This window comes from Massilia sp. Masssp94 (genome assembly GCF_059491305.1).
In genome coordinates, this window is the sequence record NZ_CP168501.1 from 2,712,376 (window position 1) to 2,737,786 (window position 25,411).

The following is a 25,411-nucleotide window of genomic DNA, read 5'->3' on the forward strand; positions in this document are numbered from 1 at the left end:
TACCGTTTCACCCTCTACAAGCAAGAAAGCCAACACCATGTGCGGAATAGTCGGAATCTTTGACACCCAGGGCAACCGGGAGATCGACCGCGAAGCGCTGCGGCGCATGAACGAAAGCCAGCACCATCGCGGTCCCGACGAAGGCGAGCTGTATCTGGAAAAAGCCCTGGGCATGGGCCACCGCCGCCTGTCCGTGATCGACGTGGCCACGGGCCAGCAGCCGTTCCTGAACGCCGCACGCGACGTGGCCCTCGTGTTCAACGGCGAGATCTACAACTACCGGCTGCTCCGCGACGAACTGGTCGCGCTGGGCCACGTGTTCCGCACGAAGTCGGACACGGAAGTCGTCATGAACGCGTGGATCGCGTGGGGCGAGGACTGCGTGCGCCGGCTGCGCGGCATGTTCGCGTTCGGCGTATGGGACCGCAGGAAGCAGACGCTGTTCCTCGCGCGCGACCACGTGGGCGTGAAGCCGATGTTCTATTCGCTGCTGCCCAGCGGCCTGTTCGTGTTCGGCTCGGAACTGAAGTCGATCATGACCTTCCCCGAACTGTCGCGCAAGCTGAACCCGCGCGCCGTCGAGGATTACTTCGCCTACGGCTACGTGCCGGAGCCGAACACCATCTTCCACAACGCCTATAAACTCAGTCCCGGCCATTCGATCCTGCTGAAGGTCGGCGACCGTGCCGTGCAGTCCAAGCGCTGGTGGGATCTGTCGTTCAACGTCGCGCCGGCGCGGCCGGAAGCGGACGTCGAGGCGGAGCTGATCGACCGCGTGCGCGAAGCGGTGAAGAGCCAGATGGAAGCGGAGGTGCCGCTGGGCGCCTTCCTGTCCGGCGGCGTGGACTCCAGCGCCGTCGTCGCGATGATGGCGGGCGAGCGTGACGGCACGGTCAGCGAAGGCGTGACGACATGCTCGATCGGCTTCGACGATCCGGAATTCGACGAGACCCAGTACGCGATGCAGGTGGCGCAGCGCTACCGCACGCACCACCACGCGCAGATCGTCGACAAGGACGACTACGGCCTGATCGACACGCTCGCGCATTTGTACGACGAACCGTTCGCCGACAGCTCCGCGATCCCGACCTACCGCGTGTGCCAGCTGGCGCGCCGCCACGTGACGGTGGCGCTGTCGGGCGACGGCGGCGACGAGAACTTCGCGGGCTACCGCCGCTACCGCTTCGCGATGGCCGAGCACAGCGTGCGCTCGAAGGTGCCGGAAGCGATCAGGAAGCCGCTGTTCGGCACCCTGGGCAGCCTGTACCCGAAGGCCGACTGGGCACCGCGCGTGTTCCGCGCCAAGACGACGTTCGAGTCCATTGCGCGCGACCTGGTGGAGGGCTACTTCCACGGCGTGTCGCGCCTGCCGGACCGCCAGCGCGACCTGCTGTTCTCGGATACGTTCCGAAGCGACCTGCAAGGCTACCGCGCGATCGACGTGATGCGCGCGCACGCCAAGGAGGCGCCGACCGACGATCCGCTGTCGCTGATCCAGTACCTCGACTTCAAGACCTGGCTGCCGGGCGACATCCTGACGAAGGTCGACCGCGCCAGCATGGCCCACTCGCTGGAAGTGCGCGTGCCGCTGCTCGACCACGAATTCTGCGAATACGCGGCGACGCTGCCCCCGAGCCTGAAACTGCGCGGCGGCGAGGGCAAGTACATCCTGAAAAAATCGCTGGAACCGCACCTGCCGCACGACATCATGTACCGCGCCAAGAAGGGCTTCTCGATCCCGCTGGCGGCCTGGCTGCGCGGCCCGCTGCGCGACGCCGTGCGCGAGGCCGTGCTGGGCGCGCGCCTCGTCGATACCGGCATCTTCAACCGGCGCTACCTGGAAAAGCTGGTGGCCGAGCACCATGCCGGCACGGCCGATCACAGCGTGGCGTTGTGGTCGCTGATGATGTTCGACGCGTTCCTGCGGGTCAGTGTCGCGTCATAATCTGCATCTGTTCGAACTCATCTCTCCATAAAACTGCCCCGCCATGCGTGATGTCATACTGTTGTTGATGATGCTTGCCACCCTGCCGTACGCCTTCAAGCGCCCGGTCGTCGGTGCCCTGGTGTATGCCGTCTTCAGCCTGATGAGCCCGCAGCGGCTTTCCTTCGGCTTCGCCTATTTCTTTCCGTTCGCGATGATCCTGGCGACCGTTACGATCCTGAGCCTGTTGGCATCGAAAGAGCAAAAAAAGTTGCCGTTCACGCCGCCGGTCATCCAGCTCATCATCTTTACCGCGTGGATTACCCTGACCACATTCTTCGCACAGAATCCGGAAGGGGCGTGGACCGAATGGAATCGCGTTATCAAGACGATGCTGATGACGCTCCTGACGATCATGACGATACGGACCGTCAACGACGTCAAGGCGTTGCTGCTCACCATCGGGGTGTCGCTCGGCTTCTGGGGGTTCAAGGGCGGCGTATGGACCATCCTGAGCGGCGGCCACAACGGCGTCCTCGGCCCACAAAGCACGTACATCGGCGACAACAATACCCTGGCGCTGGCCATGGTCACGACTGTTCCCCTGCTGGTGGCACTCTCCAACATTGCCCCAACCAAGTGGACCAAGCGCATAGCCCTCGGCCTGGCCATGCTGACCGCGATCTCCGCGCTGGGTTCGTACTCGCGCGGTGCGTTGCTGGGCGGGCTGGCAATGACGTTTTTCCTCTGGTTGAAATCCAATTCTAAGGCCAAGACCGGTGCGATTCTGCTGTTGCTGGTCCCGATACTGCTGACGGCAATGCCGGCCGAATGGACGGGACGCATGCACACGATCGACAACTATCAGGAAGACGGGTCGGCCATGGGGCGGATCAATGCCTGGCAGTTCGCGATCAACGTCGCCAACCACCTCCCGCTCGGCGGCGGTTTCATGTGCTTCACGGCGCCGATGTATCAACTATTCGCGCCGAACCCGAATTTCGTCATCGTTGCGCACAGTATTTATTTCCAGGTACTGGGCGAACATGGGTATATCGGGCTCTTCTTCTTCCTGCTCCTGTTCTTCTTGAGCTGGCGCACCGGCTCGCGCGTCGTACGCAAGTGCGGCACGAATCCGGAATACGCCTGGGCAGCAACGACGGCCAAGATGTGCCAGGTCAGCATAATCGGCTACCTGACGGCAGGTGCATTCCTGGCGATGGCGTTTTACGAGCTGCCCTACTATATCCTCGCCGTCCTGGTCAGTATCGAGAAAGTCCTGTTCATCGCCCCCCAGCCCGACAACACACCGCCGTTGCGCTTGCCGTTCCTGAACCGCAAGCCAAAGCGGCGCCTTCCGGGCCAGGTTGACGCCACGGCAACGACGCGTCTGCCTCGACGTTGACTTGTATCACGAAAAATGCTTTCATCTGATACTTAAGACAATATTCGGCTGCCCATCGGGCATGCTTCCGATCCTGTGCAAGTTTCCATCTCCGCCCTGACCCCGAACACAAGGATCGGCACATGAACAAGCCGCGCGCAAATGAAATCGATCTGCTGCGATTTCTGGCAGCACTTGCGGTGGTCCTTTTTCACTATGCGTTTCGCGGCTACGCGGCGCATAGTTCCAGCTTGCCTTATCCACTCCTAGAGCCGGTCGCCAAATACGGCCGGTACGGCGTCGATCTTTTTTTCCTGATCAGCGGGTTCGTCATCCTAATGACGGCCTCTGGCGGAAGCCTGAAGCATTTTGTCGTGTCGCGGATCGTGCGCCTTTATCCCGCTTACTGGGTCTGCTGCACGTTGACGTTCCTCGTGCTGATTCTGTTCGGGATCGGCAAGCCGACCGTGGTCCAGTATTTGTTGAACATGACCATGCTGAGCGGTTTCGACGTCATGCAGAAAGTTGCACCGGTATCGCTCATGGACGGTTCCTATTGGTCCCTGGTTGTCGAGATGCGTTTTTATGCATTCGTCGTCGTGGTACTGTTGTTGCGACAAATGCATCGTGCCGAATTCTGGCTGACCGGGTGGCTGGTGGCAATCATTCTGTTCGAACTGGCGCGAATCGATCACTTGCGCGAGGTGCTGATCGTCGACTATGCAGCGTATTTCATCGGCGGCGCCATGATGTACCAGATCTGGTCGCGGGGACGGTCGATGTTGCGTATCGGCGTCATCCTCGGCAGTTGGGGGCTGTCGCTCTACGAGGCCTGCATGATGCTGCCGAAATTCGAGACCGCAACCCGCACGGTGATGGATCGTGGGGTGGTCATCGGGCTGATCACCGCCTGTTTCATCATGATGTATCTGGTCGCGACGAAAAAAACGTCCTGGGTAGGCCGTCGCAACTGGATGCTGCTCGGCGCGCTGACCTACCCGCTGTATCTGGTGCATCAAGCCATCGGCTACGTCATCTTCAACCACCTCTATCCGGGATCGAACCCGCATCTCCTGCTCTGGGGAACGGTAGCCCTGATGATGGCGATCGCCTACCTTGTTAATGTGCAAGTCGAAAAGCGTTATGCGGGCGCGTTCAAGCGGCAACTGAACGATGGCTGGGCATCGTTGCAGACCCTTATCGTGCCAGCCCGCTAGACGAAAACTTCCAATGCCATCGGATGCCCAAGAAAGGCGCCCGGGCTGGCCGACGGGCCGTAGGCGCCCGACTGGAACACGACGATCAGGTCGCCGACCTGCGCATGCGCCAGCTCCATGCGGTCGGCCAGGATGTCGAGCGGGGTGCACAGCGGTCCCGTCACGCTGGCCGGGCCGCTGTCCACCGCCGACATGCGGTTGCCCACGGCGACCGGATAATTCTTGCGGATGACCTGCCCCAGGTTGCCGGATGCTGCCAGGTGGTGGTGCATGCCGCCGTCCGTCACGAGGAAGACTTCGCCGCGCGAGACCTTGCGGTCGACGACGCGCGCCACGTACACGCCGCATTCGCCGACGAGGTAGCGCCCCAGTTCCAGCGCCAGCCGCGCCTGCGGCAGCGCCGCGGTCAGTTTTTCGACCTCGGGCGCCAGGCGCGCGGCGATCGGCGCCACGTCGAGTCTTTCCTCGCCCGGAAAATACGGAATACCGAAGCCGCCGCCGATGTTCACCTGGCGCACGGACACGGGCGCCGCCTCGGCCAGGCGCAGCGCGAGCGCGATGCTGCGCGCCTGCGCGTCGATGATTGCGTCGGCGCGCAGGCTCTGCGAACCGGCGAAGATGTGAAAGCCCTGGAAGTCGACGTTCAACGTCCCCGCCAGGCGCAGCACGCGCGGCACCTCTTCGGCGTCGATGCCGAACGGCTTGGCGCCGCCGCCCATCTTCATGCCGGAGGATTTCAGTTCGAAGTCGGGGTTCACGCGCAGGGCGATGCGCGGTGCGATGCCGAACGCGTCGCCGATGCGCGCGAGCGCGATCAGTTCGCGCTCCGATTCCACGTTCACGCAGACGCCGGCCGCGACGGCCTGCGCCAGCTCGTCCTCCTGCTTGGCCGGACCCGCGAAGCTGATGCGCGCCGGCGCCATGCCGGCATCCAGCGCCGTTTTCAGCTCGCCGCCGGACGCGACGTCGAGACCATCGACGAGGCTCGCCATGTGCTGCACGAGCGCCGGCATCGGATTGGCCTTGATCGAGTAGTGCAGCAGGACGCCTTGCGGCAGCTGGGCGCGCAGGTCGCGCACGCGCTGCGTGCACAGGGCGCGGTCGTAGGCGAAGAACGGCGTGCGGCCCACACGCTGCGCGAGCCGGGTCAGCGGAATGCCGCCGACCTGCAGGACGTCGTCGACGACGGGAAAGTGGATCTGCGGTGCGTGACGCGGTTTGTTCATTGTGCTTCGTTCGTGTGCAGGGTTTGGCGCAGCAAATTGCGGTCGATCTTGCCGTTCGGGTTGCGCGGCAGCGGACCGGCGCGCAGGTCGATGCGGGCCGGGACCATGTAGGCCGGCAGGCGGCGCTTGCATTCGGCCAGCAGGGCGGCACCGTCGATGGCCCCCTCCTCCACCGGCACGGCGATCACGGCGATCGCCTGGCCCAGTTGCGGATGGTCGATGCCGAAGGCGGCCACCTCGGCGACGAGGCCGGTCGCGTGCAGCACGGATTCGATCTCGGTGGGGCTGATGCGGTAGCCGGACACCTTGATCATGTCGTCGCTGCGGCCGATGAAATACAGGTAACCGTCGGCGTCGCGGCGCACCGTGTCGCCCGACCACACCGCGAGTTCCGGCACGGGCAGGCCGGGGTCCTGGCCGGGCGCGGGGCGGAACCGCTGCGCCGTGCGGGCCGGGTCGTTCCAGTAGCCCAGCGCGACGAGCGCGCCGCGGTGCACGAGTTCACCCGGCTCGTCGGCATCGCAAGGTGTGCCGTCCGGGCGCACGACGAGGATCTCGGCGTTCGGGATCGCGCGGCCGATCGAATCGGGACGGCGCGCGACTTCCTCCGGCGGCAGGTACGTGGAGCGGAACGCTTCCGTCAGGCCGTACATCAGGAAGATCCGCGTGTCGGGCAGGATCTCGCGCAACGCCTGCACCGTCGGCACCGGCATGGCGCCGCCGGAATTCGTGATGAAGCGCAGCGTGCAACCGGCGGGCCATGCGAGGCGCGCCAGCGCGATCCACAGCGGCGGCACGGCGGCGAGGCCCGTGATGCGCTCGCGCGCGACCATCGTCACGATGTCCTTCGGGAACAGGTAGTTCATCAGCACGACACAGGCGCCGCGCAGGAAGGCCGTCGTCAGTTGCGACAGGCCGTAGTCGAAACTGAGCGGCAGCACGGCGAGCAGGCGGTCGTCGCTGCGCAGGTCCAGGTAGCTGGCCACGCTCTGCGCGCCCGCGACCATGTTCCGGTGCGACAGCACGACGCCCTTCGGCTGGCCCGTGCTGCCGGACGTGTACAGGATCGCGGCGACGTCGGTGTCGATACGGCGGTGCGGCGCCGGATCGCCGGTTGGCGGTTCGGGCCATGCAAGTACCGGCACGGCGGCGGGTACGGACGCGGCGTCGCCGTCGGCCAGCAGCACGGCACGCAGGTCCGGACAACGATCCAGGACGGGTGCCAGCTGCGCGAGGCGTTCGGCCGTCGTGGCCAGCAGGCGCACGTTGCAGTCTGCGAGGATGTACGCGACCTGCTCGGGCTTGAGCAGCGGATTGACGGGCACGAAGACACAGCCGGCGGCTGCGGCGCCGAACATGGCGGCCACGTTCTCGATACGCTTTTCCATGTACACGGCCACGCGCGCGCCGGGTTCCAGGCGTGCGTCCAGCAGCAGCGCGGCGACGGCGCGCACGTCATCGGCCAGCTGCGCATAGCTGCAGCGCCTGTCGCCGTACGCGAGCGCTTCGGCGGCGGGTGCGCGCGCCGCGGTCTCGAACAGGGAGTCGTGGATCAGGTGGTTCATCAAAGCCGGCGGGACGTAGTCAGGCAAACGCTCATCTTACCAGTTCGCCTCTGGGAAGCGTACCAACCGGGCACGTCGCCGGCCCCGCCGACCGGGCGATAGCGATATCAAGAAGGCATGATGTCGTAAATAGACACAACAAGAGCGCTTTTATTATAAAATCTACAACTAACGACATTCACCTGGCAAAACCGGTTATCGTAAGCGGTCTTGACCAGCCGGCGGTGCCGGTCGTGTTGGCCCGATACGGCAGAATCAGAATAATGGAAAACAAAGCAGCTTTTTCTCACTCGTCGAACGTGTTGCAACCGAATCTGTCGGTGTATCTGGACCTGCTCAGGTATTTTGCCGCGTTGATGGTCTATCTCTTCCACGCTGGCCACTTCTCGCACTACAAACTCCCGTTCTTCGGCACCTATGGCGGCCTGGGCGTCGCCGTATTTTTCGTACTGTCCGGGTTCGTGATCGCGTTTTCTTCGACGGGCAAACGCCGGGACATCGTCGATTATTTCATTGCACGCTTCGCCCGCCTGTGGTCGGTCGCTCTGCCGGCAATTCTCCTCACCCTCGTCCTCGATACGGTGGGTCAATGGCTTGCGTTGTCGGCATATGCGCCGATGCAGCCGTATCCGGCCTACAAATGGATTGCGGCTTCCGGCATCACTGCGCTGTTCCTCAACGAAATCTGGTTCCTGGATATCTGGCTGGGAACGAACGGGCCGTTCTGGTCCTTGTCGTATGAATTTTGGTACTACGCGATTTTTGCGACGCTGATCTATTTTCGTGGATGGCAGCGCGTTGCCATGGCAGGTCTCGTGATGTGTATTGCCGGGCCCGGCATCATCATCGCCTTCCCGGTATGGCTCCTCGGCGTAGGTCTGTTCCATTTACTGCGCAAACATGTGTCAGCGGACAGGACACGGCTTGGCCTTGGTGCTCTGCTTGTCTCCATCGTATGCCTCACCCTTTACGTCATGATGGGTGGATCGAAGATCTTTACCGCTCTCCCGATCGCTTACCCGCTGGCCAATCTGAAGTCATGGGGCATCAATTTCTGGCCGCAGAGCTATGTCGTGGGCTTCCTCATCGCACTGAACATCTACGGCTTCGCCCGCATGCAACGAGTTTTCAGGAGCCCTTCCGAATCAACGGTACGCCTCGTCCGTACGACGGCGGAAACGAGCTTCGGCCTGTACCTCTTCCATTATCCTTTGATGTACTTCTGCAAGGCCCTCCTGGCCGTCGCCCACGTCCCCCAAGGCATGTTCTACGTTCTGGCCATCTATATCGCTCCATTCGTTGCGGCGACATGGTTGTCCCTGAAATGCGAACCCCTGAAGTTTGTCTTGTCCAGGATCCTGAAAACGTTATTGAAAAAGGATAAGGCACAGTCGGCACACGGCAAGGACGTCCCCATCGTCCCGGACTATCCCATGGCCGCACCGCTGGCGACCAACGACCACGAGCGACGCCTCGACATCTGACAGGTCGGTCTTCTTTCACCCCACCTCATCGACCTGTACCGGGCATGCATCTGCATGCACCCCGCATGTGTCGATATTTCGCTTTTAAATACATTTCAGCAAATTTGTTGTTTTCACACCGCAATCTCTTCATTTCATAACCGTAACTTGTGTATTTACACCGGCGTATATATGCTGAATTTAAGCAAATTTCCCTGGTGTCAATATGCGTACCCAAGTGTCCATCACCGTTGACACCGAGTTCAGCATCGCGGGCGCGTTTCGCGATCAGACGGTGTGCCCGATCGCAGAGCAGCGGGTCTGGTGCGTGAGCGGTTACAAATCGCATGGCCTGGGCTATATGCTCGACTGCTTCGCGCAGTACGGCATCACGGCGACCTTTTTCGTCGAGGTCCTGAACCGGCATTACTTCCATCGCGACCCCATGCGCGACATCGCCGAAAAACTGCATATGGCAGGACACGACGTGCAGTTGCACCTGCATCCATGCTGGACCGTCTTCCGGCACGAGGACTGGCGCGAACGCGCGCGCGTGCGCACGAGGCCCGGCATCGACGCCTTTCATGGCCGCGCCGAAGACGAATCGCTCAAACTGATGGAGTACGGGCTCGAGACGTTCCACACGTGGGGATTGCCGGCGCCGACGGTGTTCCGCAGCGGGAGCCTGCACCATGACGACGCGCTGTATCGCGCCCAGGCCCGCGCGGGGATTCCTTACAGTTCCCATGTCGGCGTGGCCGTGTTCGACAGCGGCGACGAGAACTATCGCCTGTACAGCGGCCGCCACGAACGCCATGGCGTGATCGAATGTCCGATCCTGACCTTCCGCGACTGGAAGGTGCCCGGCAAGACCCACCTCAAAAGCCTGACGATCACGGGCAGCAATTTTGCCGAGACGCGCATGCTGCTGGAGCAGGCGCACCGCGAAGGCGTCGAGCAGGTCGTGATCCTCTCCCATCCGTTCGAGTACGTGCATACCTCGGACCAGCAGATGTCCCGGATGCGCCGCCATCGCGTCAACCAGCGCCGCCTGGCCCGGCTCTGCGAATTCCTGAGCGAGAACACCGACCGGTTCGCGACGGATGGCCTGGCCGCCGCCGCCGCCATGCCGATGCGCGCCGAATCGTCGCGTAACGTCCTCCTCAAGGGAAGCCTGCTGAAGGCCGTGCCGCGCATGGTCGAGCAGGCCGTCTACGACAACTACGCCATGTGGCGCCTGAAGCACCAGGACGCCGGCGCCGTGGTCGACGTCGAGGCCTGCGCCTGAGATTCCAGGGCCGTGCCGGGGGCACGGAAACGGGGCCGCATGTTATATTAAATGCATGACGTCAACAGCTCCCGTCCGCCGCGCCATTCCTCCCGTTCCCGTGCTGTCGCTTGCCGCATTCTCGGGCGGGCGCCGTGCCGCGCTGCCATCGCTGCTGGACGGGGCGGACGCGCGCCTCGTCACGAGCGGCCGCGTCGCCATCGGCCTCGCCTTGCGCGCGCTCGGCGTGGGTGACGGCGACGTCGTGCTGGTGCCCGCCTATCACAGCCCGTCGATGGTCCCGCCCGCGCATTGGTGCGGCGCCGAGGTCGCGTTCTACCGCGTGCGGCCGGACACGGCGCCGGACCTCGCCGACATCGAAGCGCACGTCGCCAGGGGGCGGGTCAAGGCGATCCTCGCCACGCACTTCTTCGGCATCCCGCGCGACCTCACGCTGCTCCGCGCGCTGTGCGACCGGCACGGCATCGGCCTCGTCGAGGATTGCGCCCATTGCTTCTTCGGTGCGCGCGACGGTGTCGCGGTGGGGAGCGTGGGCGACTACGCGATCGGCAGCACGATGAAATTCTTCCCAATCTACGAAGGCGGCTGCCTGGTCTCGCGCCGGCACCGGCTGGACGTGGCCCTGCACGGCGCCGGCGCCGGCTTCGAAATGAAGGCCGCGTTGAACGCGCTCGAAACGGCGTTCGCCTACGGCCGCCTGCCCGTGCTGCGGATGCTGCTCGCGCTGCCGCTGCGCGCGAAAAGCGCGCTGTGGGGCGCATTGAAATCACGCGGCGGCAAAAGCGGCAACAAGAGCGGCGGCACGACGGCGCCCGCGCCCGCGCTGGCGCCGTCATCGTCGGACAGCAGCTTCGAGTTCGATCCGCGCTGGGCCGACAAGCGTTCGTCCTGGTTTTCGCGCGCGGTGCTGCGCGCTGTGTCGCCCGCGCGCATCGTCGCGCGGCGGCGGCGCAACTACCTCGACCTGCAGCGCGCGCTGGACGGCGTGCCCGGCTGCCGCCCGCTTTATTCGAGCCTGCCCGACGGCGCCTGTCCGTGGATGTTCCCGCTGCTCGTCGACCGGCCGCAGGCCGTGTTCGACGCCTTGCTGCGCGCCGGCGTGCCGATGACGCGCTTCGGCGCGACGCTGTGGGCGGGCGTCGACGCGAGCGTGTGCGCCAACAGCGCGGACCTGGGCCGGCGCCTGATCGCCTTCCCGTGCCACCAGGCGCTCGACGACGGCGAACGCGCATGGCTGCACGCGCAGGTGCGCCAGGCGCTGGAAACCTGCGCGGCGGTGCCCGCATGAACTGGACGGTCGTCCCTGCGCGCGACTTCGCGCGGCATGCCGCCCGCTGGCAGCGCCTGCACGCGGCCGGCGCCGCATCGCCGCTGCTCGCCTTTGACTTCGTGCAGCCGCTGCTCGACGTGTTCGGCACGGGCCGCGAGCTGCTCGCGTGGCACGGCCATGGTGAAGACGCGGACGCGATGACGATCGTGGCCCCCGGCCGCCCCGGCGTGTGGAACACGTTCCAGCCCGCGCAGGCGCCCGTCGGCCTGTGGCTGCAGCGCGATACCCGTCCCGCCGACGGCCTGCTCGCGGATCTGCTGCGCGCCCTGCCCGGTCCCGCGCTGATGCTGGGCCTCACGCAGTGCGACCCGATGCTGACGTCACGCCCGGCCGGGCCGCACAGCTTCGACTACATCGAGACGGCACGGATCACGCTGCAGGGGACCTTCGACGACTACTGGAACGCGCGCGGCAAGAACCTGCGCAACAACCTGAAAAAGCAGCGCAACCGCTTGCGCCAGGACGGCATCGCGACGCGCCTGGAGATCGTGCGTGATCCCGCGCTGATGGCCGCTGCCGTCGCCGACTACGGCCAGCTGGAGACGAGCGGCTGGAAGGCGTCCGAAGGCACCGCCGTCGCGGCCGACAACGACCAGGGCCGCTTCTACCGCGCGATGCTGGAAGCGTTCGCGCGGCGCGATGCGGCCAGCGTCTACCGCTACTGGTTCGACGGCCCGGATGGCCCGCGCCTGGCCGCGATGGACCTGTGCGTCGAAGGCGGCGGCTGCATCGTGATCCTCAAGACGGCCTATGACGAAGCACTCGGTCCGCAGCTGTCGCCGGCCCTGCTGATGCGCGAGGAAGCGACGCGCGGCCTGTTCGACGAAGGCCGGTTCGAGCGCATCGAATTCTATGGACGGGTGATGGAATGGCACACCCGCTGGACCGACGAGATCCGCACGATGTACCACCTGAACGGCTACCGCTGGCCGTGGCTGGGCCGCCTGCATGCGCTGGCGGCACGTCGCGCGGGTGACGTCAGCGCTGCGCCGCCAGCGCCTGCCGCAACTGCGACAGGCTCATGAACTCGCCGCCGACGCGGTCGCGGAACCACGCGCAGTAATCGTACACCGTCGTGATCAGGCGCTCGAGGTCCGCCTCGCAGCGCACGTACGGCGTGTGGCCCGGCATCATCGACGGGCTGTGGTACGTCAGCGAAAAGACCTGGCAGCCGCCGGCCAGCAACGCTTCGGTCAGGCGGCGCATCTCGGCGCCGGACGCCACTTCGGGGCTCAGGCGCACGCGCTCGAGCGCGCGCGAGCGCGCCAGCACGCCGCCCAGGCGCAGGCGCCGTGCCCAGCGGCGCTGGGCGAGGTCGTACAGGCGCGGCCCGACGTGGCGCAGCCAGCCGCAGTAGCCGGTCGTGACCGGCAATTCGAGCAGTTCGCGCCGCCCCGCCTGGAACCAGAACGGGTGCTCATCGAACGTGCGGAAATCCGGGCCGCCGTCTTCCGTAAACGCGCTGTAGGGGACGACGCTCGCATCGACCTCGTAGCCGAGCGACGCGATCGACTCGGCCGTGTGCGGACCGAGGCCGTAGCGGCCGGCCTTGAATGCGAGCGGCTGGCGGCCGAACGCGTCGGCGATGGTTTCGGTCAGGAGGCGCAGCTTGTCGTATTCGAGCTGGCGCGGCAGGTTGCCGCCATACGAATTGAAATCCGACAGCGCTTCTTCGTACGGGGGCGAGACCCACGGGTGCAGGTGGGCACCGATCTCACAGCGCTTCGCATCGAGCAGGCGGCGCAGCGTCGCGACCGCGCCGGGCGTCGTGGCGACCGGCCAGTCGACCATGTAAGTGGGCAGGATGCCGAACTCGTCGAACACGCGCGCATGCATCAGCGGCTGGCTGGCGATCGAGGTCGTCCCGATCGCGCTGCGATTGAACGGCTGGTCCCAGGCGAATTCGCCCTCGGTGTCGACGATCACGAGCAGGACTGGACGCTGTCCGGGTGCCAGTTGTGCCGGCACATGCTGAGCTTTTGTTAACATTACTTGCGTTCTTGCGTCCCATGCCCCCGACGTTGCCACGATAAGTATGGCCGTCGGGCGTTCTTGTTGATGCCGCTAAAAATGTTGCAATCCTAGCACAACAGCTTATTGTTAAGTATCAACCGTGCGGCAATCGGGACCCGGCTGAACAAGATGATTTCATTACAACACCTGCGTAAGAATATGGCAGCTCAGGCGGCGCCCGCTGCTACACTTGCGGTCGTGCCCGCTGTACGGACAATCAACGAAAGAATCGGAATCCATGGTGCCCGCAAAAAACGAAAATCCGGTATCCGATTTCAAATTCGATGCGCTGACGTCCCTCCGGGGTATCGCTGCCCTGTGCACGGTGCTGGCGCACCTGATCGTCATCTGGGGCGACGTGTTCCCCGCTTTACAGCAGGGATCCCTGTTCCGCGATTTTGCCCTGCACACCTACCTGTTCGTGGATTTCTTTTTCGTCCTGAGCGGTTTCGTGATGAGCCATGCGTACGGCAGGCATTTCGCGGATGCCGTCAGGCCCGGCAGCTACATGCGGTTCCTGCGCGCGCGGTTCGCGCGCGTCTATCCGCTCCACCTGCTGTTGCTGCTCGTGTATGTCGGCCTGGCCACCATCGGGATCAAGCAGGCCCAGGAAAATCCTGACTGGTCGATTACCGCCCACCTGCTGCTGCTGCACGCGATGGGATTCTTCAACCACACGACGTGGAACCAGCCTTCGTGGTCCATCAGCGTCGAGTGGTGGACGTATATCGTGTTCCCGTTTGCGATTCCGCTGGCCCGCCGTTATTTCTCGAACACCGCTGCGATGCTCGCCCTGCCGGTCATCCTCGGGCTGTTCGCATTCCTGGCCATGCATTTCGGCAGCGCGAACCTGACGGTCGGTTTCGCATTCTTCCGCTGCCTGATCGGATTTTGCGCCGGCGCGTGCCTGTATGCGATCGTCCGGCACCGGCGCATGGCAGCGTTCGCCGACGCTGCCGCCAACGGCGCGCTGGCCGCGGTGTTCCTGGTCCTGCTGTTCGTACCGTCGCCGTATGCCGACATGCTCGCCTTCGTGGGCTTTTGCGCGCTCGTGGTCGCGGCCAGCGTGGGAACCGGCGGCGGCCACTGGCTGCATCATCCGGTCCTGGTCTGGATCGGCGACATCTCGTATTCGATCTATCTGTGGCACAGCCTGCTGCTGCACGTGTTTGCAAAAGCCCTGGGCGCGGCCGCCCGGGCGCTGCCGTTCTTCCACAACCACCCGGTCCTGTTCTTCATCGCCGCGCTGGTGCTGTTCGAAGCCGCGATCCTGTTGCTGGCGCACATGAGCTACCGGTTCTTTGAATTGCCGCTGAGGAACTTCTTGGGACCAAAGAAGCATGCCGAGGCGCGCACGTTACAAGTGTTGCATTTTAGATAGCTTATCAATAGGCTATAATTTCGCGCCGGTTGTTGTCAAAGTGAAACTAAAGCCGGCCGAACAAAATTGCCGGAGAACAGGGTGGCCGCAGCGGACAAGCCAGGAATCGTATTCACCATGCGTTATCCCGACGATACGGGGTACGTATGGAATTTCACCGCCGCCGTGCGCGACCGGGCAAGTGCCGACCTGCGCGACAGGGCGAACGTGTACATGGCGTTTCCCAAGCTGACCGGCAATCCCAGCTACCAGCCGAAGAATTTGCAACCCGTCGAACTGGATTGCTACGATACGTCCCCGGCCGGACGGGCCGCGATCGAACAATTCGTGCGCACCCATAATGTAAAAGTCATGGTGTTCATGAGCGCGCTGTCGAACACCGTGTGCCTGGACCTGCTGCGCCGCCTGGGCGTGCGCACGATCAATACGGAAAACGACAGTTTCGACCCGCGCCAGCGCGACGGCGCAATCAAGAAAGTGGCGAAATTCCTGCTGCGGCGCGTGCTGCGCCTGCAGCAGCACGACCTGCACCTCGCCAACTCCGTCGCCCAGGAACACTTCCTGCTGAATTACCAAAAGCTTCCGCGCGACAAGGTGGTCCTGATGCGCAATTCGGTCGATTCGGTCAAGTTTCATCCAGGCGACCGCAACGAAGCACGCGCGCAGCTGGGCCTGGCCCCCGATTGCTTCTGGATCCTGGCCGTTTCGCAGGCGCGCCCGGAAAAACGCGTGGACCGGCTGCTGCAAGTGGTGCGCGACGTCATCGACGCGCGCCCGGCCAAGCGCATCGGCTTCATCTACGTGGGCGACGGTCCGCCGGCCGCGCAGTGGAAACAGCTTGCGCAAGAACTCGGCCTCGCCGATGTATGCGTGTTCGCCGGCCGCCAGAACGACCTCGTGCCGTACTACCGCGCCGCCGACCTGCTCGTGCACGCGGCCGAGCGCGAAAGCTTCGGCAATGCGATCGTCGAGGCCATGGCATGCGGCATCCCCGTCGTCGCCAGCGCGGCATTGGGCCCGAAGGAAACGATCCTCGACGGCAAGACCGGCGCCGTGATCGGCCTGGACGATTTCGCGGGTTTCACCCAGGCCGTGCTGCGCTATGTCGACGATCCGGAAATGACAAAAATGCATGGTAACTACGCGCGTGCGCACGTCGATACCGCATATAATGTTGTGCGTCAAAGCAAGGAGTTCGCTGCACACATTGCGCGGTTCCTATGATTGCCCAGCAAACGCAACCGCTTTGAATTCGATCAGCAGAAAAGGGAGTCCCGAGGAATGTCTTTAGTCGAGAGGGTGGTCCAGCGCGTCAGGCGAGACTATTTCCGATGGCAGTACCAGAAAGTCGCACGCCAGATCCTGGACACCCGCCCCGTCAAGCGCGGCGACCTGCCCTTTACGCTGCTGTCGATGGTGCACCAGCGCGACGTCCATTCCTACCTGGTCGCGGTCAAGTCGTTTACCCATTTCCTGAATCCGTCCCGCATCGTGGTCGTGTGCGATCCGTCGATCGACGAGACCGACCGCGCCGTGCTGAAGCACCACCTGCCGCACGTGATCCTGCGCGAGGCGGGCGAATTCACGCATCCGGACATCCCGCGCGGCGGCACCTGGGAGCGCCTGTTCGCGATTTCCGGCTATGCGCTGGACAGCTACGTCATCCAGCTCGATGCCGATACGCTGACCATGCAGCCGATCCCGGAAGTGCTGCAGGCCATCCAGACCGGCGCCGGCTTCGTGCTGGGCGAAATCCCGGACACGCCGATCCGCCCGCTGGACGCGGTACGCGCCCACGCGCTGCCGAAGGTGAAGCCGGGCGCGCACATCCAGACCCTGTCGGAAGCCGAGATGGCCAACGTCGGCCTGCCGGGCGATGCGCGCTACGTGCGCGGCTGCTCCGGCTTCACGGGGTTCCCGCCGTCGACGACGATGCGCGACAACCTGCTCGACTTCTCGCGCCGCATGACGGGCAAGCTGGGCGAGGACTGGAAACGCTGGGGTACCGAACAGGTGACCTCGAACTACCTGGTGGCGAACGCGTTCGCCGCGAAATCGCTGCCGTTCCCGAAATACGGCACGCCCGACTGCGCCACGGCGGAGACGGCGTTCTTCCACTTCATCGGACCGATGCGCTTCATCAATAACAAGTACAAGACGACGTCGCGCCAGGCCATCCACCTGATCTCCAACGCGCCGGCCTGATACCCGGCGCGTTTTTCTCTCCCCGGTTGCGTTGTCATGGCAGATTTGCGTCGTTCGCTGGTCATTAATTTCTTCGCGACGTCGGGCACCAAGGTCCTGCAGTTCATCGTCAGCATCCTGCTGGCGCGGATCCTGAGCCCGAGCGAGATCGGCATCTATTCGATGACGGTCGTGTTCGTGAATTTCGCCCAGGTGTTCCGCGACTTCGGCGTCAGCTATTACCTGCAGCGCGAACCGGATCTCGACAACGACAAGATCCGCTCGGCGACCGGCGTCGTGTTCACGACGTCGTGGGTCATCGCGGCCGCCCTGTTCGCGGCCAGCGGCTGGCTCGGCACGTGGTTCAAGGAACCGGGCATCGTGCCGGTGATGCGCGTGCTGGCCATCGGCTTCGTGTTCATCCCGTTCGGCACCGTCACGGGCGCCCTGCTCGCCCGTCACTACGAGGCCGAGAAACAGGCCGTCGTCCACGTCGTCGGCACCGTGTGCTTCTGCGCCAGCACGCTGATCCTCGGCGAGATGGGCCACGGCGCCATGTCGATGGCCTGGGGTAACCTGATCAACATCGTCGCCTGCGGCATCGCCTACGTGCCGCTGCGCCCGAAAGGCATGCCGTGGCTGCCGGGCTTCCGCCACTGGAAGAGCGTGGCGCACTTCGGCGTCGGCTCGCTCGTGACGAACTGCGCGACGACGCTGAACAACTCGATTCCCGATATCCTGCTCGGCAAACTGGGCTCGGCGCGCCACGTGGGCCTGTTGAGCCGGGCGAATTCCACGGTGTCGATCTTCAGCTACGTGGCCGGTTCGACGATGAACTACGGCGCCGTCCCGTATCTGGCCCAGACGTATCACAAGGGCGAATCGCTGGCGCCGATCCTCGCCCGTTCCACCTTGCTGCTGACGGGCGTCGGCTGGACCGCGCTGGCGTTGACGGCCGTGCTGGGCCAGGACGTCGTCGTCGCGCTGTACGGCGCCAAATGGATCGAGTGCGTGCCGGCGATCCTGCCGCTCGTGCTGGCCGCCGTCGTGACGCTCGCCTTCAACTACATCCCGATGGCGGTGACCGCGATCGGCAAGCCGTACCTGAGCGCGTTCCCGGTCGTCGTCACCCTGGCGACCCGCATCCTGTTCGGCGTGCTGCTGTTCGACGGCAGCCTGAACGGATTCGCCTGGGCGCTGTTCTTCGCAACGGTCGCCAGCGCCCCCGTCACCGCGATCCAGCAGAGCCGGTATTTCGGCCTCACGACCGCGATGATGTTCCGCGCCCTGCTGCCCAGCGCCGTCGTGGCGGCGGGCACCGGCGCCGTCGCCTGGCTGCTGGCGGCGCTGCTGCCGGCGTCCATCCCGGCCATGGCGCGGCTGCTCGTGATGATGCTGCCGCTGGCCCTGGCCTGGTACCTCCTGCTGCGCGCCACGCGCCACGAACTGGTGGGCGAAGTGCACCGCCTGGCCGCACCGTTGAAAGCCCGGCTGGCCCTGTTGCGCCCGAATGTATAATCGACCGCTCGCCCTCTCGTGGCGTGGCGCTTACTGAACCGAATGACCATCATGACGTATCTCGACGAAGTCAAAGCGACCCTGATCGACGTGCTGAGCCTGGGCGATGCCGGCCAGCGCCTCAATGCCGACTCTCCCCTGCTGGGCAGCCTGCCCGAACTCGACTCGATGGCCGTCGTCAGCCTGATCGGCGCCCTCGAAGAGCGCTTCGGCATCGCCATCGACGACGACGACCTGAGCGCCAGCACCTTCGAAACCCTGGGCAGCCTGGCCGACTTCGTGGCCGCGAAACGCGCCGAATGACACCGGACCGGGCCGAGGTGGACACGGAACCGTTCTTCCTCGGCAGCGGCGCGGACCGGCGCTTCTGCCTGTTCCACCGGCCCGCGGGCCCCTGCCGCGGCGCCGTCCTGTACGTGCCGCCGTTCGCCGAAGAACTCAACCGCACCCGCCGCATGGCCGCCCTCGGCGCGCGCCGCCTGGCCGCGCACGGGGTTGGCGTGCTGCAGATCGATTTGCTCGGCACCGGCGACAGCGCCGGCGACTTCGCAGACGCCCGCTGGGACCTGTGGAAGCAGGACCTGGACACGGGCGCCGCCTGGCTGCGCGCGCGCGTCGACGCCCCGCTCACGCTGTGGGGCCTGCGCCTCGGCGCCTTGCTTGCGCTCGACTTTGCGCTCGACCATGCGCGCACATCGGACGTCCCGCTCGCGCCCATGCTGCTGTGGCAGCCGGTGGCCGCGGGATCCACGTACCTGACCCAGTTCCTGCGCCTGCGCACCGCGAACGCGATGCTGGGAGAAGACGCGGCCGCGCAGAGCGGCACGAAGGCGCTGCGTGCCGCGCTGCAGGCCGGGGAAACGCTGGAAATCGCGGGCTACGATCTCACGCCCGAACTGGCGCTCGCCATCGACGCCCTGCCCGCGCCCGACGCGATGCTGCCGCCCGTACCCGTGCACTGGTTCGAGGTGCTCGGCGCACCTGGGCAGGCGCCGGGACCGGCCGCGGCGCGCGTCAAGGCGGCCTGGGAAGCACGCGGCACACAACTGCACGTGCACACGGTGACAGGCGCGCCGTTCTGGGCCACGACCGCCATCTCGACCTGTCCGGCCCTGCTCGACGCGACCGCCGACGCCACCCTGGAGCGCGCCCATGTCGTATGACGAACGCGCCCTGTCGTTCCGCTGCGGCGACGCGGCGCTGGTCGGGATCGCGTCCGTGCCGGCGCAGGCGTGTACGCGCGGCGTGCTGATCGTCGTCGGCGGTCCGCAATACCGCATCGGCAGCCACCGCCAGTTCGTCCTGCTGGCGCGCCATCTCGCCACGCACGGCATCGCCGCGATGCGCTTCGATTACCGCGGCATGGGCGACAGCGACGGCGAGGAACGCGATTTCGAAGCGATCCAGGACGACATCCGCGCCGCGCTCGACGCCTTCGTCGAAGCCGTGCCTGGTCTCACCGACATCGTGCTGTGGGGCCTGTGCGACGGCGCGTCCGCGGCCGCGATGTATGCGCCGGACGATGCGCGCGTACGGGGGCTCGTGCTGCTGAATCCCTGGGTGCGCACGGACGACGGCGTCGCCCGCACGACGTTGAAACACCATTACCGCGACCGCCTGCGCAACCCGGAATTCTGGCGCAAGCTGGCGCGCGGACAGTTCGATTACGCGGGCTCGCTGTCGTCGATGCTGAAACTCGTGCGCACCGCGCTTTCAAGCCGACCGGCGGGGCGCCCGGCGTCGGAAGACGAACCGGCGTCGCTGCCCGAGCGCATGCGCCAGGGCCTGCACGGGTTCAAGGGCGACACCCTGCTCGTGATCGGCGGCGCCGACCTGACGGGCCGCGAATTCTGCGACGTGGCCGGTTCGACGCCGGCCTGGAAACGCCTCCTGGCCACGCCGCGCGTGACGTGGCACCGCCTCGAGGAGGCCGACCACACGTTCTCGCGCCGCGCGTGGCGCGACCAGGTGGCCGAGTGGACCCGCGAATGGGTCAAGGCGTTGCCAGGCACGCCGTAAAGCGGGCGAAGGCCCCGTACACGGCAGGCGCGCCGCGGCGCGTGCCGCACAGGTCGAGCGCGTCCGCCGGCCGTTCTCCCGCATCCGCCTCGGCGCGCAGCGGCGCGTCGTCGCGCCAGGCGAAATCGCCGGTCTCGGGCGCGCGGAACAGGCCGCGCACGGGATGGCTGCCCAGGTAGGCGCGCCACAGCGGCGCCTCACGATTGTCGCCCAGGTGCACGATGCCGCCGTCGCGCGCGCGGATCGGACCGTCGACGAGGTTCCCGTCCACCTGGGCACTGCTGGCCGGGTAGCGCACGTCGATGCCGGTCGTGTCGACGAGCGTGTTGTCGAAGACCTTGCTCCCCGCCGCTTTGTTCAGGTAGATGCCCGCATCGGAACAGCCGACGATCAGGTTGGCGCGCAGGGTGCCGCCCTCCTGTTCCGTGATGCAGCGACCGTCGCGGCAGAATTCGTGCCCGGTGCCGCCGCCGCCCAGCGACAGGCCCACGCGCTGTCCCGGCAGGCCGCGCAGCATCTGTTCGCACCACACGACGTTACGCTCGAAGACGTTGTTCCTGCCGCCGCCCTTGGCGAACGCGCCGTAGCTGACCTGGTTGCCGTCGCGCTTGGCGAAGTCGGTGATCAGGTTCGCGCGCAGCGTCCAGCCGCTGGCCGCCACGAGGTCGACGGGCGTCACCGGATTGGCGGTCGCGCGCGCGCGCGTGGCGGTGAGGGTCGTGTGTTCGATCAGGCCGTCGTCCGGAAAGCGGCCGCCGGCGCCGTTGATCTTGATGTGCGCGTTGAAGTCGCGGATCGTGTTGTTGACGCTCGCGAAGTGGTGGCCGTTGCCGATGACGTGGAAGGCGTGTTCGCAGTCGTCGTCGGCCCGGCACACGCCGTCGATGTTCAGGTTTTCGAAGCGCCAGTACGGCGCGCCGACGACGAAGCCCTCGAGCGTCTCGAGTTCGATGTGCACGGTGCCCGGCTGCGCCGCGCGCACGACGATGGGCGCATCGGCCCGGCCGGGGCGCGGTACGTCGATGCTCTTGCCCTGGAACCGGTAGGTGCCCGGCGCCAGCGTGATGAGGTCGCCCGGAGACGCCTGCAGGAGCGCCGCGCGCAAGGCCTCGGGCGTGGCGACCTGGATGCCGGCGCCGTCCTGCCCGACGGGCCGCGGCTGGGCGCCGGCCGCGAGCGCCAGCCGCGCGGGCGGCGCGGCGGCGCTGCCGCGGTCGAGCGACGTCAGGATGGCGGCGACGCGGCGGCCCGTGTTCTCGATGAGCGGATTGTGGCCGCTGCTGCGTTTTTCGATGTACGGCGCGAGCGTGCGCGGCGCGCGTCCGACGTGGTCGATGGCGGCCAGCAGCACGCCGCCCGCCACGGCGGCAAGTACGCCCGCCGCCAGCAGGCCGCGGCGCGCCAGCCTGGCCGCCGTCACGCGCTGGCCTTGATGCCGTGGCGTCCCATCAGGTCGTACAAGGTGGGCCGGCTGACGCCCAGCATCTCGGACGCCTTGACGATGTTCCCGTCCGTGCGCGCGAGCGCGCGGGCGATGGCCTTGTACTCGGCTTCGTCGCGCACCTGGCGCAGGTTCAACGGCTCTTCCTCGGCACCCGTGTCGGGCAGGCCGAGATCGTCGGCGACGATCGTGTTTCCGTCGGCCATGATGACGGCGCGCTTGATGCAGTTTTCCATCTCGCGCACGTTGCCGGGCCACTGGTAGGCTTCGATCGCGGCCAGCGCGTCCGGCGCGAAGTGCAGCGACGCGCGCGATTCCTGCGCGCAGAACTTGTTCTTGAAGTGATGGGCCAGCAGCGCCGCATCGCCCTCGCGCTGGCGCAGCGGCGGGATCGTCACGACGATTTCGGACAGGCGGTAATACAGGTCTTCGCGGAAGCGGCCCTGCGCGCACAAGTCCTTCAGCTTCTGGTGCGTCGCGCAGACGATGCGCACGTCGACGGGGATCTCGTCATGGCCGCCGATACGCTCGATCACGCGCTCCTGCAGGAAGCGCAGCAGCTTGGCCTGCAGCGCCATCGGCAGGTCGCCGACTTCGTCGAGGAAGAACGTGCCGCCGTGGGCCAGCTCCACCTTGCCCTTGGTCTGCTTGGCGGCGCCCGTGAAGGCGCCCTTCTCGTAGCCGAACAACTCGCTCTCGAGCAGGTTTTCCGGAATCGCCGCGCAGTTGATCGCCATGAAGCGCTCCTTTGCGCGCGGCGACAGCGCATGGATGGCGCGTGCCAGCACCTCCTTGCCGGTACCGGATTCGCCCAGCAGCATGACGGACGCGGACGTCGGCGCCACCTTCTCGATGGTGCGGCAGACTTTCGACATGCCCGGGTCGCGCGAGATCACGCCGGCCAGCGGCGAGTCGGCCTGCGACTGCTGCATGCGGCGGTTTTCCTCCTGCAGGTTATGCAGGAAGAAGGCGCGCTGGATCACGAGGTTCAACACTTCCGGATCGACCGGCTTCTGGTGGAAATCGTAGGCGCCCATGCCGATCGCCTTGACGGCGTTGGCATGGTCCTGGTTGCCCGTCAGGACGATCACGCGCGTGTCCGGCGCCAGCGCCAGGATCTGCTGCAAGGTGGCCAGGCCTTCGGTGGAGCCGTCCGGATCGGGCGGCAGGCCGAGGTCCATCGTGCAGACGGCCGGCTCGTGGCGGCGGATCTGCGCCAGCGCCGCCTCGCGGTCGCCGGCCACTACCACGTCGTACGCGTCCAGGCTCCAGCGCAGCTGTTTCTGCAGGCCCGGATCGTCTTCGATGATCAACAGCTTGGGTTTTTGTTGGGTCATGGTGTCTTCTTTCAGGCGATCGTCGCGGCGGCCGCGACGCGGTGCAGCGGCAGGACGACCTTGAACGTGGTACCGAGTCGGGGTTGGCTGGTCACGTCCAGCGTCCCGCCCAGCTCGGTGATGTATTCGCGGCTTTCGAACACGCCGATGCCCATGCCGGCCGACTTGGTGGAGTCGAATGGCTTGAACAGGCGCTCGCGGATGAATTCTTCCGTCATGCCTTCGCCGGTGTCCGTGATCTCGACCTCGACGGCGCTCTCGCGCCCGTCGGCGGGCAGGGCCACGCGGACCATCACGTTGCCGTCGCGCGGCGTCGCCTCGATCGCGTTCTGGATCAGGTGGCCCAGCACGCGCTCCAGGCGCTCGCGGTCGGCCAGCACGCACAGGCCCGCCTGCTCGACGAGCAGTTGCGGATGCGGCTCGAACGCGCTCTTGAGGGCGAGCGCCTGGCGCACGACGTCGTCGACGGCCAGCGGCTGCGGCTTGTCGGCATTCTCGCTGCGCGACAGCTTCTGCAGCAGCAGCTTCATTTTCTGCACGGAGTGGTTCAGCGTCTCCAGCATGTCGCGCTGGAATTCGGGGTTGTCCTTGTGCTTCTCCGCGTTCGCGTTCATCAGCGACAGCTGGGCGACGAGGTTCTTCAGGTCGTGCACGACGAACGTCGACATGCGGTTGAACGACTCGAACTGGCGCGCCACCATCAGCGCGTTGGCGGCGTCTTCCTGCGCGAGGTAGCTGGCGGCCTGGCTGCCGGCGATCTCCAGCAGGTCGATGATTTCCCAGTTCAGTTTCACCGGGCTGCGCGCGCGCTGCAGCACGACGAAGCCGAACAGTTTTTCCTGCAGCATCAACGGCACGACGAGCCAGCGGCGCGGGGAGTCCAGCAGCCAGCCGGGCAAGGCGAGACCTTCGTATTTGTCGGGGCGCTCGACGTATTCGTCGACATCGACGACCCACTGCGTGCTCTCCAGGAAGCGGCAGAACGGCGCGTTGGCCGGCTCGCTCACGTGGGTGTCGACCGTCGGCCAGCCCGCCATCGCCGTGAAGCGGCCGCCGGCATCGCGCTGCCACAAGGTGCCGCCGGGGCTTTCGACGAGCACGGCCAGCGCCTGGATCGCGCGCTCGCCCAGGTTCGGGCCGCGCTCGGACAGCGTGCGCGTAAAGCGCATCCACTCTTCGCGGTAATCGTAGTTGTAGCGGTAGAAGTGCTTGCTGATCGAGACCTTCAGCCAGGAGCGCGCCGTGCCGGAGAACAGGATCACGCCCAGCAGGGAGATGGCGCCGAACAGGAAGCCCGTCTGCATCACCGTGCCCCAGCTGCCGCCCACGTAGCGCAGGTAGTAGCCGACCGTGCCCATGGCCAGCAGGTAGATCGCGGAACCGAACAACGCGGCCGAATGGAAGACGACGCGGCGCGACACGGCGAACGACGTCGTCCACGACTTGCGCCGCGTGATCGACAGCGCGATCAGCGGCACGGTCAGCGCGTTGACGAAACCGCGCGCCGTCCACAGGTCCGCGCTCAGTTTGCGGAACAGCAGCGCATTGCTGTACATGTAGAAGTCGTAGGCGAACATGCCGCCGATGCCCAGGCAGGCGAACTTGATCGCCCAGCGCTCTTCGATGGTCTTGTTGCGGTAGACCTGCTCGACGAGCAGCATGCCGTACACGGACAGGCCGACATAGCCGATCAGGAGCGGCAGCCCGAGCACGGGCAGGAGGTCGTTGTCCCAGTGGGCGACGCCGACGCCGGTCAGCAGCAGCAGATAGACGCAGCCCGCCGCCAGCAGTCCCGCGCGCGGCGCGGGGAAGCGGCCGAGGATCAGGCGCGCCGGCTGGCTGTCCGCGTCGCTGCGCCAGTCGCCGAGCAGGGCCACGAGGAACAGCGACCAGGTGCCGTCGCGCAGCACCTCGAGCGCGGCCGTGCCCGTGTTCCACAGGATCTCCCGGGCGGCATCCACGCCCAGCGCCGCAGCCCACGCGGCCGTCGCCAGGCAGGCGGCGCTCAGCGTGCCGCGCTGGACGCGGCCGTGCCAGCCCGACAGGACCGACAGGCCCAGTGCGAGGAAGCCGATGGCGGCCAGTGCGTAGCAGGAAGCAGCGATATTGATCACGTTACTG

The 25,411-nt window shown here is 65.8% G+C and carries 20 protein-coding genes; 14 read left to right on the plus strand and 6 right to left on the minus strand.

The annotated features are described in order from the left end of the window. Window positions 1-37 precede the first annotated feature (37 nt). The 3 genes from ACEN9G_RS12045 to ACEN9G_RS12055 all read left to right on the plus strand — a co-directional run bounded on the left by ACEN9G_RS12045 (window position 38) and on the right by ACEN9G_RS12055 (window position 4,525). Window positions 38-1,945 (plus strand): XrtA/PEP-CTERM system amidotransferase, encoded by a 1,908-nt coding sequence (locus tag ACEN9G_RS12045; RefSeq protein ID WP_413339314.1) that lies wholly within the window; start codon window positions 38-40, stop codon window positions 1,943-1,945. A gap of 43 nt (window positions 1,946-1,988) precedes the next feature. Then, entirely contained in the window at window positions 1,989-3,329 is a 1,341-nt protein-coding gene (locus ACEN9G_RS12050) for a putative O-glycosylation ligase, exosortase A system-associated (RefSeq protein ID WP_413339316.1), read from the plus strand. A 122-nt stretch (window positions 3,330-3,451) separates the two neighbouring features. After that, window positions 3,452-4,525: an acyltransferase family protein gene (locus tag ACEN9G_RS12055; RefSeq protein WP_413339318.1), complete on the plus strand. Its 1,074-nt coding sequence runs from the start codon at window positions 3,452-3,454 to the stop codon at window positions 4,523-4,525. Here ACEN9G_RS12055 and ACEN9G_RS12060 read toward each other — a convergent pair. Together ACEN9G_RS12060 and ACEN9G_RS12065 are read right to left on the minus strand one after the other, a co-directional pair. Then, window positions 4,522-5,751 (minus strand): pyridoxal-dependent decarboxylase, exosortase A system-associated, encoded by a 1,230-nt coding sequence (locus ACEN9G_RS12060; RefSeq protein WP_413339321.1) that lies wholly within the window; start codon window positions 5,749-5,751, stop codon window positions 4,522-4,524. The two genes, ACEN9G_RS12055 and ACEN9G_RS12060, sit on opposite strands and share 4 nt — an antisense overlap. Continuing rightward, window positions 5,748-7,316: an acyl-CoA ligase (AMP-forming), exosortase A system-associated gene (locus tag ACEN9G_RS12065; protein ID WP_413339331.1), complete on the minus strand. Its 1,569-nt coding sequence runs from the start codon at window positions 7,314-7,316 to the stop codon at window positions 5,748-5,750. Before ACEN9G_RS12065 ends, ACEN9G_RS12060 begins: the two co-directional genes overlap by 4 nt. 263 nt (window positions 7,317-7,579) lie before the next feature. On the opposite strand from ACEN9G_RS12065, the gene ACEN9G_RS12070 reads away from it, so the two are divergent. The 4 genes from ACEN9G_RS12070 to ACEN9G_RS12085 all read left to right on the plus strand — a co-directional run bounded on the left by ACEN9G_RS12070 (window position 7,580) and on the right by ACEN9G_RS12085 (window position 12,422). Beyond that, entirely contained in the window at window positions 7,580-8,800 is a 1,221-nt protein-coding gene (locus ACEN9G_RS12070) for an acyltransferase family protein (protein ID WP_413339323.1), read from the plus strand. A 217-nt stretch (window positions 8,801-9,017) separates the two neighbouring features. Then, complete coding sequence (locus ACEN9G_RS12075) at window positions 9,018-10,067, plus strand: polysaccharide deacetylase family protein (RefSeq protein WP_413339325.1); 1,050 nt, start codon at window positions 9,018-9,020, stop codon at window positions 10,065-10,067. A 55-nt stretch (window positions 10,068-10,122) separates the two neighbouring features. After that, window positions 10,123-11,355, plus strand: coding sequence for an aminotransferase class I/II-fold pyridoxal phosphate-dependent enzyme (locus tag ACEN9G_RS12080; protein ID WP_483126671.1), 1,233 nt, complete (start codon window positions 10,123-10,125; stop codon window positions 11,353-11,355). Then, window positions 11,352-12,422: a GNAT family N-acetyltransferase gene (locus ACEN9G_RS12085; protein ID WP_483126672.1), complete on the plus strand. Its 1,071-nt coding sequence runs from the start codon at window positions 11,352-11,354 to the stop codon at window positions 12,420-12,422. Before ACEN9G_RS12080 ends, ACEN9G_RS12085 begins: the two co-directional genes overlap by 4 nt. Here the strand turns inward: ACEN9G_RS12085 and ACEN9G_RS12090 are convergent. Further along, on the minus strand, window positions 12,376-13,386 hold the full coding sequence (locus ACEN9G_RS12090) for a polysaccharide deacetylase family protein (protein WP_413380628.1): 1,011 nt from the start codon (window positions 13,384-13,386) through the stop codon (window positions 12,376-12,378). The two genes, ACEN9G_RS12085 and ACEN9G_RS12090, sit on opposite strands and share 47 nt — an antisense overlap. 262 nt (window positions 13,387-13,648) lie before the next feature. On the opposite strand from ACEN9G_RS12090, the gene ACEN9G_RS12095 reads away from it, so the two are divergent. The 7 genes from ACEN9G_RS12095 (at window position 13,649) to ACEN9G_RS12125 (ending at window position 20,512) form a co-directional block, all read left to right on the plus strand. Then, window positions 13,649-14,791, plus strand: coding sequence for an acyltransferase family protein (locus ACEN9G_RS12095; protein WP_413342178.1), 1,143 nt, complete (start codon window positions 13,649-13,651; stop codon window positions 14,789-14,791). A 117-nt stretch (window positions 14,792-14,908) separates the two neighbouring features. Continuing rightward, window positions 14,909-16,015, plus strand: a complete 1,107-nt coding sequence (locus ACEN9G_RS12100; RefSeq protein ID WP_413342179.1) for a glycosyltransferase family 4 protein — start codon at window positions 14,909-14,911, stop codon at window positions 16,013-16,015. A 57-nt stretch (window positions 16,016-16,072) separates the two neighbouring features. Continuing rightward, window positions 16,073-16,996: a hypothetical protein gene (locus ACEN9G_RS12105; protein ID WP_413342181.1), complete on the plus strand. Its 924-nt coding sequence runs from the start codon at window positions 16,073-16,075 to the stop codon at window positions 16,994-16,996. A 36-nt stretch (window positions 16,997-17,032) separates the two neighbouring features. Then, on the plus strand, window positions 17,033-18,493 hold the full coding sequence (locus ACEN9G_RS12110) for an oligosaccharide flippase family protein (RefSeq protein ID WP_413342183.1): 1,461 nt from the start codon (window positions 17,033-17,035) through the stop codon (window positions 18,491-18,493). A gap of 51 nt (window positions 18,494-18,544) precedes the next feature. Further along, window positions 18,545-18,796, plus strand: a complete 252-nt coding sequence (locus ACEN9G_RS12115; RefSeq protein ID WP_036231460.1) for an acyl carrier protein — start codon at window positions 18,545-18,547, stop codon at window positions 18,794-18,796. Continuing rightward, on the plus strand, window positions 18,793-19,656 hold the full coding sequence (locus tag ACEN9G_RS12120) for a hydrolase 2, exosortase A system-associated (RefSeq protein WP_413342186.1): 864 nt from the start codon (window positions 18,793-18,795) through the stop codon (window positions 19,654-19,656). The genes ACEN9G_RS12115 and ACEN9G_RS12120 overlap by 4 nt, the downstream gene beginning before the upstream one ends. Continuing rightward, window positions 19,646-20,512, plus strand: a complete 867-nt coding sequence (locus ACEN9G_RS12125; RefSeq protein WP_413342188.1) for a hydrolase 1, exosortase A system-associated — start codon at window positions 19,646-19,648, stop codon at window positions 20,510-20,512. The genes ACEN9G_RS12120 and ACEN9G_RS12125 overlap by 11 nt, the downstream gene beginning before the upstream one ends. On the opposite strand, the gene ACEN9G_RS12130 is transcribed toward ACEN9G_RS12125, so the two are convergent. Genes ACEN9G_RS12130 through prsK form a run of 3 tightly spaced genes read right to left on the minus strand, consistent with a single transcriptional unit; the run spans window position 20,487 to window position 25,404 of the window. Further along, window positions 20,487-21,932: a right-handed parallel beta-helix repeat-containing protein gene (locus ACEN9G_RS12130; protein WP_483126673.1), complete on the minus strand. Its 1,446-nt coding sequence runs from the start codon at window positions 21,930-21,932 to the stop codon at window positions 20,487-20,489. The two genes, ACEN9G_RS12125 and ACEN9G_RS12130, sit on opposite strands and share 26 nt — an antisense overlap. Then, window positions 21,929-23,290 (minus strand): PEP-CTERM-box response regulator transcription factor, encoded by a 1,362-nt coding sequence (gene prsR, locus ACEN9G_RS12135; protein WP_413341112.1) that lies wholly within the window; start codon window positions 23,288-23,290, stop codon window positions 21,929-21,931. Before prsR ends, ACEN9G_RS12130 begins: the two co-directional genes overlap by 4 nt. An 11-nt stretch (window positions 23,291-23,301) precedes the next feature. Beyond that, entirely contained in the window at window positions 23,302-25,404 is a 2,103-nt protein-coding gene (gene prsK, locus ACEN9G_RS12140; protein WP_483126675.1) for an XrtA/PEP-CTERM system histidine kinase PrsK, read from the minus strand. Window positions 25,405-25,411 lie beyond the last annotated feature (7 nt).